Source organism: Sulfuritalea sp., from assembly GCF_031426875.1.
Taxonomy (GTDB): Bacteria; Pseudomonadota; Gammaproteobacteria; order Burkholderiales; family Rhodocyclaceae; genus Sulfuritalea.
This window is the reverse complement of record NZ_JASJPC010000036.1, coordinates 53,311-65,555: the sequence shown is the minus strand read 5'-3', so window position 1 is coordinate 65,555 and position 12,245 is coordinate 53,311. Positions and strand designations below refer to the sequence as shown.

The window sequence follows — 12,245 nt, the reverse complement described above, 5'->3', positions numbered from 1 at the left end:
CCCCTGGCCGACTGAAGTCGGCCCTACAAGGCCATCCACCCTGGCCGACCGAAGCCGGCCCCTAATCGTCGCCGTTGAAAATGCTGCCGAGGATGCCGCCCTGCTCGCCGCCGGAGCCGCCGCCGCCCTTCCTCACCGGCGCCGCGGCGAAGATCCGCGAGGCCAGGCGGGCGAAGGGCAGGGACTGCAGCCAGACCGTGCCGGGGCCGCGCAGCACGGCGAAGAACAATCCCTCGCCGCCGAACAGGGCGGTCTTGATGCCGCCGACGAACTGGATGTCGAAGTCGACGTTCGGCGTGTAGGCCACCACACAGCCGGTATCGACGCGCAGGACTTCGCCGGGCGCCAGCTGGCGTTCGATCACGGTGCCGCCGGAATGCGCGAAGGCCATGCCGTCGCCATCGAGCTTCTGCATGATGAAACCCTCGCCGCCGAAGAAGCCGGTGCCGAGTTTCCTCTGGAAGGCGACGCCCAGCGAAACGCCCTTGGCCGCGCAGAGGAAGGCGTCCTTCTGGCAGATCATGGTGCCGCCGTATTTGCGCAGGTCGAAGGCGATGATCTTGCCGGTGTAGGGCGCGGCGAAGGCGACGCGCTTCTTGCCCTGGCCCTGGCCCTGGTGCGTGTAGACCGTGGTGAACAGGGATTCGCCGGTGATCAGCCGCTTGCCGGCGCCGACCAGCTTGCCGAACAGGCCGGACTGCTGCGCCGAGGCGTCGCCGAACACGGTGTCCATGGTGATGCCGTCTTCCATGTACATCATGCTGCCGGCTTCGCCGATGGCGGCTTCGCCCGGATCGAGCTCGATTTCGACGAACTGCATGTCGTCGCCGTGTATGAAATAGTCAATGACGTCCATGGCCATGCTGCGATCTCCGGCTTGAATTGGGGCGCACAGAATACCGGATTTGCCCGCCGCTCATTGCGGATGCCGGCGCGGGCTCCGCAAGAGTTGGCGCTGGCGGGACGGCGAAACTCAGCCGCCCTGGCGTTCCGCCCAGAAAATCGCCGCGACGAAAACGAATACGACGAATTCGAGCACGCCGACCCAGACGATCATGCGCACGATGCGGCGCTGGCGCGGCGCCATGCCGGGCAGGAAGCTTTCGTGCCACCAGCGCCAGCCGGGCAGGCGGCCCCAGCGCCGGCGGCCGAGCAGGTGGCGGCGGATCGCATCGACCCAGGGCACCAGGCTGCGATCGACTTCGGCGACGCGCGGATCCTGCGCGTCCATGATGATCGGATAGTGCTCGGTAATCACGAGGCGGCAGCTGTCGCCCTCCGTAGCCTCGACCGCCAGCATGGTCGCCTGCTTGAGGCCTTCGGCATAGCTGAGAACGACAGTGCGCGCGGACTGCGTCGTCTCGACGCGGACCATCGTCTCGATGCGCCGTCCGCTGGTTTCGTTCTGCGCCGCGAAGCGCACGCCGTCGGACAGGGGCTGCCAGGTCTCGACGGCGAGATGGGGATTGAGGCGCAGCAGGCGCTCGATGTCGGCGACGAACTCGAACACGGCCGCGGCAGCAAGCGGCAGCCGGGTCTCGGCGCGGACCTGGTCCTGCTGCGCCGCCGCCATGCCGGCCGCTGCGGACATTTCGCTCAAGGATGAGCTGCGATCAACAGCGGGCAAGCGAGGCCGCGTACCAGCTTTTCGAGTTCCATGCGCGAGTTCAAACCCTGCTCGCCCTTGCGGCGCGGCGAACCGATGACGACCAGGTCGGCGCCGACCTCGGCGGCCACGGCGAGCACGGTTTCGGCCGGATTGCCGAAGCGCATCACGGACTCGTAGGCCAGTCCGCGTTCCTTGCAGCCCGACTCCACCGCGGCCAGTTCGCGCTTGGCGTCGCTTTCGAGCATGCCCTCGACGTAGCTGCCGAAGGCGTCGCGCGTCGATGCGTTGTTGAGCCAGTCGTCGCCCTGCATGCCGGCCCAGAATTCGGGCACGACCAGGCAATGGACGAGGGTGGTGGTGCCGGGCACGGCGTGCTCATGGGCCAGCGTTTCGGCGGCCCGTGCGCCGCTGCTGCCGTGGTGGCAGAGCAGCAGTTTCAATGGTGCTTTCATGTCTGGTTTTCCGTGGCTGCTGTTCCCGCCGCAAAGGGCGGCGACAAAAAGTCCCGCCCCACCCGGCGAACATGCGGGCGGGGCGGGACGGTTTATGGCGGCAGCAAGTCGCTTACTTGCCGACGAACAATACGATGCCGATGGCGATCAGCAGGGCGAAGATCAGGGAACCGATGTCTTCCCTGCGGTCGCTGACGAAGATCGACAGGCTGGTGCCGCGCTCGAACTTTTGTTCCGACATGATGTTCTCCTTAAATGAACTCTTTGACGAACAGCAGCACCACGATCAGCGAGCCGACCGCCTTGATCGTGCCGACCACGCCGCCGATGATCAGCGGCGTGCCGCCGGCCTGCTTCAGCGCGGCCATGGTGATCTGCATGCCGAGGCCGATCAGGCCGAAGGCGAACAGCCAGGCCAGCCAGTCGCGGAAGGCGCCGATCGTCTTCGAGCTGTGGTAGGCCGCCTTGCTCGCCTTGTCGATCGCGCCGGCGGCGACGGCATCGAGCCCCTTCATCTTGCCGACGGCCTTGAGCAGTGTTTCCTGCTCGCGGGTGGACACCTTGCGCTTGGCGATCAGCTCGGTCAGGCCCTTGTAGGCGTCTTCCGGCGTGGCGTGGCGCTGGCCGATGTTGATCGCCTTCTCGGTGAAGAAGTCCTGCAATTGCTTGGCGCCGGCGGGTTCCTTGAGGCGCGCCAGTTCGGCTTCGATGGCCTTGGTCTCCTTGCCCTTGAGCAGCTTGTCTTCCTTGATCTGCTCGCTGCTGAAGTACTTGCCCTGGTAGTGGCCGGACGGCGTGAAAGCGCCCAGGGTCGACAGCAGGAACATCAGGATGAAGCCGAGCACGAACAGCGGGAACTTGGCGAACAGCACCTTGCGCAGGTCGACCTTCTCGGCACCGACTTCGTGCTTGACGTACCAGGTGGCGAGCCAGAGCACGACGATGGGCAGGAACAGCACGCGGGTGATGTTGAAGATCTCGGCGACCTTCAGCGTCTCGATGCCGTGCGGGTCGAAGGCCAGCGCCGCGCCGGCGACCTGCGCCGAGTTGAGGATGCCGGTGCCGGCCCAGGCGCCGAACTGCACCGGACCCATGCCGAGCATGTGGCCGATGGTCGGAAACAGGAACATGCAGCCGACGCCCCAGACCAGGATGGTGCCGATGGTGTAGGCGATCTCGCCGGCCTTGGCATTGACCACCGGCGAAGCCGCCACCGCGGCCGAGACGCCGCAGACGCCGACGCCCGAGGCGAGCACCGCGGTCATCGAGTTGCCGGTGTTCATGCGCCTGCCCATGTAGAGCACCACGCCGATCGAGCCGAGCACGAAGACGCCGATCAACAGCACCGATATCGCGCCGAGCTGCGCCAGTTCGGTCGCGCTGTAGAGTGCGCCGAGCAGGATCACGCCGGTCTTGAGGAAGAAGCGCGCGGTGCGCACGCCGTTGGTTGCCCAGTCCGGGATCTTGAACACGTTGACGATGACGATGCCGATGACGATGCCCAGCACCACGTAGTTCAGGTTGAAGATGCTGGCGAAGTTCCAGCCCAGCGTCGGTTGCGCGGCCTTGCCCCAGTTGGCGAACATCGGATCGAGGCCCCAGCGCACGAGGAAGGCGATGAGCAGGATGTAGGCCATGCCGGGAAAGATCGACAGGTAATAGTCGAGGTTGCCTTCCTTCGGTTTCCACACCAGGATCAGCAGGCCGAGCAGGGTGGCGACGCCGCCGAAGATGTAGCTCATGGTGGACTGGAAGACCTTGGCCTGGTCGAACTTCGACTTGGGCATCTTCATGTCCGGCGCCGGTTTGTTTTCGGTCGCCGCGATTTCGCTGGCGACGCGGAATTCGGCGTCGAACTTCTCCTTGACCTTCAGGTGGTCGGAGTAGGCGCTCTTCTGGAAATACTGCTGCATGCCATCGATGCTGCCGCTGGCGTTGAGCCAGCCCCAGAGCAGCATCACCACTCCGATGATCAGCAGTGCCGGCGATTTTTTTGTATAGACCATTCTTGTTCCTCCTCAGTCGCTTGTGGGAAATCTATACGACACCCGGGACGCGCGGAACGCCCCCGGTGTCTATGGACGGGAACAGGATGGAATTTATTCCATTGGCAGCTTGCGGGCCTTCCAGTCCGGCACCCCGTTGCGGTACCAATGGACGTTCTTGTAGCCGGCCTTGGCCATGACCACCGCTGCCTTGTAGGATTTCCAGCAGGTGCCTGAATTGCAGAACACGACGTAGTCCTTGTTCTTGTCGGCGATCTTGCTCATGTCGTACTTGTCCTGGGCCGCATCGAACTTCACGTCCTTTGCGCTCTTCTCCGGATCGTAGGGCACCGAGATGGCGCCCTTGATGGTGGCGTCGGAATACTCGCTGGCCTTGCGCGTGTCGATCAGCACCGCGCCCTTGGCCTGCAGATCCTGCACCGCCTTGGCTTCGACCAGCTTGACGCCGGCGGGTGCCGCGGCGGGCGTTTCCTGGGCCAGCGCACTGCCGCCGGCGACCAGAAAACCGCAACTGACGAACGTGATGAATGCCTGCTTGATGGTGTGCATGTTTGTCCTCCTCCATGAATGCGGCGGACGCCGCGCAAAATGTGAAAGCATCTGCAAGTGCCTGGCTATTGTTTGCCCTAGTGCGCTCCCGCGCTATCAAACTACGGAACAATCGGTCGGCAATCAAATATTTTGATTTATGCATCAGCACTTTCTGTATTCATGCCCGCGCTATGCGAAACGCGTACCACGGTCACCGTGCACGGCGCCTCGCTCGCCACGCGCGAGGACACGCTGCCGAGCAGGCGCCGCCGGCCCGAACTGCCGCGTGCGCCGATGATGATGTGGTCGGCATGGCTGGCGCGCGCGTATTCGATCAGCCGGGCCGGCACGTCGCGGCCTTCGAGCACGTGAAAGCGCAGCCGCTCCTGCGGCAGGCCGAGGGGTTGCGCCCAGTGGTGCAGTTCCACCAGGCGCTGCATGTGCAGCCCGCGCATGATCTCGGCGCCGTCTTCCTGCTCGGTCAGCAGCGAAGGCTCCAGCACGCTGACGCAGCTCACGCGCCAGTGCCGCTCGCCGCCGACGATGCGCCGCGTTGCATCGCGCAGGGCCTGGAACAGGGGTTCGCTGTCGCTGTCGGTATCGATGGCGACCAGAACCTGCGGCGCCAGGGCCAGGTGGGCCGTGGGCGCCCGGCGCGGCGGCGGCTCGGCAGACAGCGCCGCCAGCCAGCGCTTTGCGGCGACCAGCGGGCCGGCGCGTTTGCGGCGGCGGCCGCGTTGCGTCAGCGTCACCTGATCGGGATGCTGCAGGTCGTGCGCCACCTGCGCCGCGGTGGCGTAGCGGTCATCCGCGCGCACTTCGAGGCAATGCAGGATGATTTCCTGCAGCCATTCGGGCAGGTCGGCGACGATGCGTCGCGGCGGCAGCGGATCGAAGTAGAGGCGCCGGCGCAGACCGCCCATGCCGGTCGGTTCGCCGAAGGGCAGCCGGCCGGTGGCCAGCAGGTAGAGCACCACCCCGAGCGAGAACACGTCGCTGCGCGGATCGCCGCGCACGCCGGCAATCTGCTCCGGCGATATATAGGCCGGCGTGCCCAGCGGCTTCTCGGATTCCGCTTCGGCCAGATCGGGCAGGTGGCCGTGGAAAGCCAGGCCGAAATCGATCAGCGCCGCCCGGCCATCCTCGCGCAGGATCACATGCGAGGGCTTGAGGTCATGGTGCACCACTTCCTGCCGATGCAGGTCATGCAGCGCCGACGCCAGCGCGACGCCGAGCCGGGCGACTTCGGCGGCCGGCAGCGGCGCCCCGGCCGCAAATTCGGCGAGCGACTTGCCGGCGATCTCTTCCATCACCAGGTAGGGGCCGAAATCGCTTTCGCCGCTGGCCAGCAGGCGCGGCACATGCGGTCCGGCGAGCCGCCCGAGGATCATCTGTTCGACCTCGAAGCCGGCATAGCAGGCCGGATGGCTGCCGAATTCCAGCTTCGGCACTTTCAACAGGCCGGCCTCGCCGCCGTCGCCGGCGGCGACCCGGTAGAGCAGCGCCATGCCGCCTTCGCGCAGCTTTTCCTGCACGCGGTAGGCGGCGAACTGCGTCCCCGGTCTGAGGTGGGCGGTGCTTTCCATTCACTCCCCTCTGTGCAGTCGCAGCGCCAGGCGTTCCGGCAGTCCGGCCGCGAGGATCTTGCGTGCCGCGCTCAGGTGGTCGTAGGGCACGCGAAAGTACTTCAGCGTGCGCTGCTCTTCATCGTAAAGCGCATACGCCGCCGCGTTGTTGCCGTCGCGCGGCTGGCCGACGGAACCGCCGATCGCCAGCCAGCGTCGGCGGCCGGTCAAGAGGATGGGCGCACCTGCCACGGGCTGGAAGTGATGCACGCCGCTGCCGGCCGCGAAGTACAGCGACGGGTGATGCACGTGCCCGGCAAAAGTCAGCGTCGCCTGCGCGGCATCCATGCAGCGCCCGGCCTGCAGGCTGCTGGTGATGTAATTCCACTTTCCGGGCGCATTGACGTCGGCATGCACAAACAGCAGATCGTCGCGCCGCGCGGTGTAGGGCAGGGCGGCCAGGAAAGCGCGCTCGCCGCCGCCCAGTTGGGCGCGTGTCCAGTAGGTCGCTTCGCGGGCGACGAAGTTCATGGTCTCGCACAAGCCGCCCAGCGCTGCGTCGTCGTGATTGCCCCTGACCAGCAGCGCACCCCTGGCCGCATGGTCGGCCAGCAGGCCGAGGCAGGCGACCGGATCGGCGCCGTAGCCGACCAGGTCGCCGAGAAAGACATACTGGGTGGCGCCCTCCCGCGCCGCGTGTGCCAGGCAGGCGCGCAAGGCCTCCAGGTTGGCGTGGATGTCCGCCAGTACCGCAATCTTCATGAGCGATCAGTCGACCGGATTGCCGGAAGGGAGGCTGGATCCGTCAAGGGTCGTCCGGCACGGCCGCCTGTCGCGCGCCGTCGGCGGTCTTGCAGGTGATTGACCAAGGTACATGTCTCCCGCTCCTCGTTTGGGACCAATATAGCCGCGTTGGCAAGTGGAGGGAAGGCGGCGTGCCGATTCAGGGTTTCCGCCTTGCGTGCCGGGGACTCCGCGTCGCGGGCCGGCAATTCGCACGGAGTGAGGAAGGTGGGGGCAAGAGTTGGCGCTGGCAGGACGGCGGCTATCGCCCTGTTGCCGTCACCGCGCCGGTCATCGCACCGCGCGGTGGATCGCCGATTCCACAGCGTGCAAGACGCTTCGCTGCGGTTGTTGGGTGCGGGAGGAGGGTGGCGATCCGCGCGCCCGGATCACCGAATATGCCGCGCACCCGCTCTTGGGCGCGAAAGCCAAGGAAGTTGTATGCGTCGCCGAGACGCTTGGGTTTGCGTGAGGTAGCCATGGCTGAATTCTGCCATCGCCACGCCAGCCACGGTCCCCGAAAATCCTCACCTCAATGCTTCCGGCTATTTGATTGGCATGGGGAATGACCCACATTCAGTGCACAAGACCCAAAAAAAACGGGGTGGAGGCCACCCCGTCCGTCTGGCTACGCGCTTGAATACTTCGCTACCACCGCGCAATAGGTGCTCCGCGTCGCAAGGCAGGCCACATCGCCGGGTTCGTGTTCGAACGAACACGGGCGCGACTGGAGCAAGTCCCAGTCCTCACGCGAATAGGCCTGGATCGGAAGATTCGGCGGGAAGTACACGCAGACGACGCAGAGCTCCGGTGCCTCAACGATCCTTGCGGACATGGTAATTGATCACGCCATCCTGTTCCGTCATGGACAATAGAGTCTGCCCAGTACGCTCGCACCAAGAAGGAATGTCCTTGCGTGTGCCGACATCGGTGGCAATGATATGAAGCACGTCACCCACCGCCAGGCCTTTGATCGCCTTGTTGGTTTCCACCATCGGCATCGGGCAGCACTTGCCAGAGGTGTCGAGGACCGAGGTAATGGTCATGTCGCTCATGGGGATCTCCTCAAAAGTATTGGTAGTGCTCCGCCTTGGCGGCCTTGTCGTTGAGGAACCAGGCGGCGCCGACGATGCCTTCGGCTTCGGGGATCAGGTTGCCCTCATTTACGCCGAAGATCGCCGCGGCCAGGCTGCAGGCGTAGAAATTCACGCAGCCGGTGCTCTTCAGCGCCTTGATGATGTCATAGACCTCTACCGGAAGCCCGGCCTTGGCCACGCCCGCGCGCACCATGGCTTCCTCGGCCGCGTGCCGGCCATCGATGCGCAGGGCGGCAGCACCTTCAGCAGTGAGAGCCTTGACCGCCCAATTGACGAAAAGCATGTCGACCTGGGTTCCTTCCGATGCCGTCAGGTAAGCGAAGGCGAGCGGCGTCAGGATCTTGTCGTACGAGTCATCACGAATCACGATGGCCATGGATTTCATGTTCCCTCTCCTAGAATGAATGTTCGTTCGAAATTAAGGCAAAAAAAACACGGCTCGGATTCAAGCCGCGATACTCCGCCAGGCACATTCCCAGACAAGGTCCAGCTTGTCCGGAAGCGGCTCGGCAAGAACACCGTCGAGGCGCGCGGTAATCAGCCGCAGCGCCCCGCCGAAAAGGCAGGCACTGGCCACCATGACGTCCATGTGGCGTATCTCGCCCCGGTCCATGCCCTGCTGCACGAAATCGCGCATGGTTTCGAAGGGTCGGGAGGAGCAGACCGGACGCTCGCCGGGCAGAAATTCCCGATGCTTGGCGTAGAGCATGAAATCCATGGCGTCGCGGCTCGACTCGGTCAGTTCGAACAACATGGCAATGACAGCGCGGCAGCGGTCGCGGGCCGTGGCCTGCGATTCGGCGATCCGCGACAGTTCGCCCTGCATGCCGTCCATCAGGCTCAGATAGAGTGCCCTGGCGACGTCTTCCTTGTCCTTGAAGTGGTGGTAGATGGAACCCACGCTGACCCGTGCGGTCCGCGCCATATCTGGCACAGACGTATTGAAGTAGCCACGCCGGGTAAATAGATGCAGCGCCGCAACAATGATCTTTTCACGGACTTGGCCGGGGGGTACGTTGGCAGGAGGACGCGCCATGGCGGCAATCTGGTTTCGAATGAACGTTCATAATAGTCGCAGTCATCCTTCCGCGCAAGTGCCGCAACTTTGTGGGGCACTATTTCCGAGCAGCAAACGGTGAATAAAGCCTAGTAGTCAGTCAACAAGGAAAAGGCGCATTCCCTGTAGGAGCGAGCTTGCTCGCGACAGGCCGTTGTCGCGAGCAGGCTCGCTCCCACATCCATCGGTTTCAACATGTCTGCGTACCAGGAAGTCGAAGGGCAGCTTTTGGTCGTCCTGCGCCACTCGCTCACGGCCTTCGCTGGCAGCTCGATAGCTCGGTTTGAATCGGCAGCCGGGCGGAAGGCTTGCCCGGTTGTTTCAACCCGCCTGCAGATCGGCCAACAGGAACGCGGTGACGGACTCGTGGCGGCCGAGTTGCACGAGTTCCAGCACGCGCGCCATATCGATGTTCATGTAGTCATGCACGAAGTGCTTGCGCAGACCGATCACGGCATTCCATGCCGGCAATTCATCCGCGAGCCCAGCGGTGGCGGTCCGGCCGGCTCCGCTCTCAGTTCTCCTCGGCCACCATGCGGATGGCGCCGCAGGGGCACTCGGTGGCGCAGATGCCGCAGCCTTTGCAGTAGTCGAAATTGAAGCGGAAGCGCTTGCCGGGACCGAGCTTGATCACGGCGTTGTCGGGGCAGACGCCGTAGCAGTTGTCGCATTCGAAGCAGTTGCCGCAGGACATGCAGCGGCGCGCCTCGAACAGCGCGTTGTTTTCGTCGAGGCCGCCCAGCACCTCCTCGAAGGTGGACTGGCGGCGGATGATGTCGAGCACCGGGCGCATGGTCTTCGGCGCGTCCGAGTAGTACCACGGGTTCATGCGCTCGATGGTGGCGACCTCGTGCTTTTCCGGCGGCGCGTATGCGCCGCCGCGCAGCCAGGCGTCGATCGCGCGCGCGGCCTTCTTGCCGTGACCCACGGCGACGGTCACGGTGCGTTCGCTGCCGGCCATGTCGCCGCCGGCGAAGACGCCGGGGTGGCCGGTCATCATGCCGCCATCGACCTGGATCATGCCGCCTTCGACCACCAGTCCCGGCACGTTTTCGAGCAGCGCGAGGTCGGCGTCCTGGCCCAGCGCCAGCACCACCGAATCGGCCTCGATGCGCTCGAACTCGCCGGTCGGCTGCGGGAAGCCCTTGTCGTCGAGCGCCATTTTCTCGACCATGATGTCGGATTCGCCGGCTTCCTTGATGGTCGACAGCCATTTGATCGAGATGCCTTCCTGCAGCGCCTCTTCGACCTCGAAATCGTGGGCCGGCATCTTGTCGCGGGTGCGGCGGTAGACGATGATCGATTCCTCGGCGCCAAGGCGCTTGGCGGTGCGCGCGACGTCGATCGCGGTGTTGCCGCCGCCGTAGACGACGACCTTGCGCCCCAGCAGCGGCGCGTCGTGGCCTTCCATGCCGCGCAGCACGGCGACCGCGTCGAGCACCTTGTTGGCATCGCCGGCCGGGATGTAGGCGCGTTTGGCGATGTGGGCGCCGACGCCGAGGAAGACCGCGTCGAAGCCGTCCTTCAGCGCCTGCTGCACGTCGCTGACCTTGGTCTGCAACTGGATCTCGACGCCGAAATCGACCAGGCGCTGGATCTCGGCATCGAGTACGTCGCGCGGCAAGCGGTACTTGGGGATGCCGAAGCGCATCATGCCGCCCGCGAGCGGCGCCGCCTCGTGGATCACCGCCTTGTGGCCCATGCGCGTCAGGTGGTAGGCGGCGGATAGTCCGGCCGGGCCCGAGCCGACCACCAGCACGCGCTTGCCGGTGGCGACGGCGGGTGGGGCAAATTTCCAGCCCTGCTTGTTGGCCTCGTCGCCGAGGAAGCGCTCGACCGAATTGATGCCGACCGCGGCATCGACATGCTGGCGGTTGCAGCCGCCCTCGCAGGGGTGGTAGCAGACGCGGCCCATGATCGCCGGCAGCGGATTGTTTTCCACCAGCGAGCGCCAGGCGGCTTCGTAATCGCCGCTTTCGGCATGGAACAGCCAGGCCTGGATGTTCTCGCCGGCGGGGCAGGCGACATTGCAGGGCGGCAGGCGGTCGACGTATTCGGGGCGGAAGGTGCGCCAGGAGCCGGTGCGGTTGGCCAGCGAGGAACCGGGATCGAGGGTGATGGCGAAGGGCTTGTCCATGTCAATGGCTCCCCTGGCGGGCTTCGAGGCGATACTTGCGGATGTTCCTGTCGGCCAGTGCCTGGATATGCGCAATGGTTTCCACCGCGGGGTTCTTGCCGAACAGGTGGGCGTAGCGCTTTTGCGGCCGCAGATACTCCTCGACCGGCAGCGGCCGCCGTATCGTCAGCACCGACTTTATCTCGCCGTGCTCGGCCTCGAACACCGGGAAGATGCCGGTTTCCTTGGCCAGCCGAGCCATGCGGATGGTGTCGTGCGAGGCCGTGCCCCAGCCCAGCGGGCAGGGCACCAGGATGTGGATGTAGCGCGCGCCGCGGATTTCCATGGCGCGGCTGACCTTGGCTTCGAGGTCGCGCAGGTCGGCCACGGTGGCCGTGGCGACATAGGGGATGTCGTGGGCCATGGCGATCGCCGGCACGAACTTGCCCTGGCCGAAGACGTTGCCGGGTTCGGGCCCGACTGCCATGGTGGTCGCCGTGCGCGCCGCCGGCGGCGTGGCGGATGAGCGCTGCACCCCCGTGTTCATGTAGCCGCCGTTGTCGTAACAGATGTAGAGCACGTCGTCGTTGCGTTCGAACATGCCGGACAGGCAGCCGAAGCCGATGTCGGTGGTGCCGCCGTCGCCGCCCTGGGCCACGACGCGCACATCATGCTTGCCCTTGACCTTGAGCGCGGCGGCGACGCCGGTGGCCACCGCGGCGGTGTTGCCGAACAGCGAGTGGATCCAGGGAATCTGCCAGGAGGTCTCGGGGTAGGGCGTCGAAAACACTTCGAGGCAGCCCGTCGCGTTGGCGGCGATGATCTGGCCGTCGGCCGCCTCCATCGCGGCGTCGATCGCATAGCGCGCGCCGAGCGCCTCGCCGCAGCCCTGGCAGGCGCGGTGGCCGGAGTTGATCGAGTTGTAGCGTTTCGCGCTGGCCTGCACGCTGCGCTCTTCGGGCGGCAGCAGGCGGTTGCCGACGGTGAAGGTGCCGGTCTGGTAGAACTTTACGGGTTGGAAGGACATGG

At 65.3% G+C, this 12,245-nt stretch carries 14 protein-coding genes; all 14 read right to left on the bottom strand.

Going from position 1 to position 12,245, the window contains the following annotated elements:
• Positions 1–61: 61 nt before the first annotated feature.
• The 14 genes from RMO95_RS16375 to RMO95_RS16310 all read right to left on the bottom strand — a co-directional run bounded on the left by RMO95_RS16375 (position 62) and on the right by RMO95_RS16310 (position 12,243).
• Positions 62–862: a TIGR00266 family protein gene (locus RMO95_RS16375; protein ID WP_310451721.1), complete on the bottom strand. Its 801-nt coding sequence runs from the start codon at positions 860–862 to the stop codon at positions 62–64.
• Between the two features lie 111 nt (positions 863–973).
• Entirely contained in the window at positions 974–1,600 is a 627-nt protein-coding gene (locus RMO95_RS16370; RefSeq protein ID WP_310451720.1) for a hypothetical protein, read from the bottom strand.
• A complete protein-coding gene (locus tag RMO95_RS16365) occupies positions 1,597–2,061 on the bottom strand; it encodes a universal stress protein (protein ID WP_310451719.1) in 465 nt (154 codons plus the stop codon). Before RMO95_RS16365 ends, RMO95_RS16370 begins: the two co-directional genes overlap by 4 nt.
• Before the next feature lie 112 nt (positions 2,062–2,173).
• Positions 2,174–2,302, bottom strand: coding sequence for a hypothetical protein (locus tag RMO95_RS16360; RefSeq protein WP_310451718.1), 129 nt, complete (start codon positions 2,300–2,302; stop codon positions 2,174–2,176).
• Positions 2,303–2,312: 10 nt separating this feature from the next.
• On the bottom strand, positions 2,313–4,067 hold the full coding sequence (locus tag RMO95_RS16355; protein ID WP_310451717.1) for a YeiH family protein: 1,755 nt from the start codon (positions 4,065–4,067) through the stop codon (positions 2,313–2,315).
• A 93-nt stretch (positions 4,068–4,160) separates the two neighbouring features.
• Positions 4,161–4,616, bottom strand: coding sequence for a rhodanese-like domain-containing protein (locus RMO95_RS16350; protein ID WP_310451716.1), 456 nt, complete (start codon positions 4,614–4,616; stop codon positions 4,161–4,163).
• 137 nt (positions 4,617–4,753) lie between these two features.
• Positions 4,754–6,184, bottom strand: a complete 1,431-nt coding sequence (locus RMO95_RS16345; RefSeq protein WP_310451715.1) for a protein kinase domain-containing protein — start codon at positions 6,182–6,184, stop codon at positions 4,754–4,756.
• Positions 6,185–6,925: a metallophosphoesterase family protein gene (locus RMO95_RS16340; RefSeq protein ID WP_310451714.1), complete on the bottom strand. Its 741-nt coding sequence runs from the start codon at positions 6,923–6,925 to the stop codon at positions 6,185–6,187.
• Positions 6,926–7,761: 836 nt separating this feature from the next.
• Entirely contained in the window at positions 7,762–8,001 is a 240-nt protein-coding gene (locus RMO95_RS16335) for a sulfurtransferase TusA family protein (protein WP_310451713.1), read from the bottom strand.
• A 10-nt stretch (positions 8,002–8,011) separates the two neighbouring features.
• Positions 8,012–8,428: a DsrE family protein gene (locus RMO95_RS16330; RefSeq protein WP_310451712.1), complete on the bottom strand. Its 417-nt coding sequence runs from the start codon at positions 8,426–8,428 to the stop codon at positions 8,012–8,014.
• A 60-nt stretch (positions 8,429–8,488) separates the two neighbouring features.
• Entirely contained in the window at positions 8,489–9,079 is a 591-nt protein-coding gene (locus tag RMO95_RS16325) for a TetR/AcrR family transcriptional regulator (protein WP_310451711.1), read from the bottom strand.
• Between the two features lie 342 nt (positions 9,080–9,421).
• Positions 9,422–9,571, bottom strand: coding sequence for a HepT-like ribonuclease domain-containing protein (locus RMO95_RS16320; RefSeq protein WP_310451710.1), 150 nt, complete (start codon positions 9,569–9,571; stop codon positions 9,422–9,424).
• 43 nt (positions 9,572–9,614) lie between these two features.
• Complete coding sequence (locus tag RMO95_RS16315; protein ID WP_310451709.1) at positions 9,615–11,237, bottom strand: NAD(P)-binding protein; 1,623 nt, start codon at positions 11,235–11,237, stop codon at positions 9,615–9,617.
• A gap of 1 nt (position 11,238) precedes the next feature.
• Positions 11,239–12,243, bottom strand: a complete 1,005-nt coding sequence (locus tag RMO95_RS16310; protein ID WP_310451708.1) for a thiamine pyrophosphate-dependent enzyme — start codon at positions 12,241–12,243, stop codon at positions 11,239–11,241.
• Between the last annotated feature and the right edge of the window lie 2 nt (positions 12,244–12,245).

Bases quoted from the DNA above. Each gene is read 5' to 3' on its own strand.
- RMO95_RS16375 (WP_310451721.1), bottom strand. From the start codon at position 862: ATGGCCATGGACGTCATTGACTATTTCATACACGGCGACGACATGCAG.
- RMO95_RS16365 (WP_310451719.1), bottom strand. From the start codon at position 2,061: ATGAAAGCACCATTGAAACTGCTGCTCTGCCACCACGGCAGCAGCGGC.
- RMO95_RS16360 (WP_310451718.1), bottom strand. From the start codon at position 2,302: ATGTCGGAACAAAAGTTCGAGCGCGGCACCAGCCTGTCGATCTTCGTC.
- RMO95_RS16355 (WP_310451717.1), bottom strand. From the start codon at position 4,067: ATGGTCTATACAAAAAAATCGCCGGCACTGCTGATCATCGGAGTGGTG.
- RMO95_RS16350 (WP_310451716.1), bottom strand. From the start codon at position 4,616: ATGCACACCATCAAGCAGGCATTCATCACGTTCGTCAGTTGCGGTTTT.
- RMO95_RS16345 (WP_310451715.1), bottom strand. From the start codon at position 6,184: ATGGAAAGCACCGCCCACCTCAGACCGGGGACGCAGTTCGCCGCCTAC.
- RMO95_RS16340 (WP_310451714.1), bottom strand. From the start codon at position 6,925: ATGAAGATTGCGGTACTGGCGGACATCCACGCCAACCTGGAGGCCTTG.
- RMO95_RS16335 (WP_310451713.1), bottom strand. From the start codon at position 8,001: ATGAGCGACATGACCATTACCTCGGTCCTCGACACCTCTGGCAAGTGC.
- RMO95_RS16330 (WP_310451712.1), bottom strand. From the start codon at position 8,428: ATGAAATCCATGGCCATCGTGATTCGTGATGACTCGTACGACAAGATC.
- RMO95_RS16325 (WP_310451711.1), bottom strand. From the start codon at position 9,079: ATGGCGCGTCCTCCTGCCAACGTACCCCCCGGCCAAGTCCGTGAAAAG.
- RMO95_RS16315 (WP_310451709.1), bottom strand. From the start codon at position 11,237: ATGGACAAGCCCTTCGCCATCACCCTCGATCCCGGTTCCTCGCTGGCC.
- RMO95_RS16310 (WP_310451708.1), bottom strand. From the start codon at position 12,243: ATGTCCTTCCAACCCGTAAAGTTCTACCAGACCGGCACCTTCACCGTC.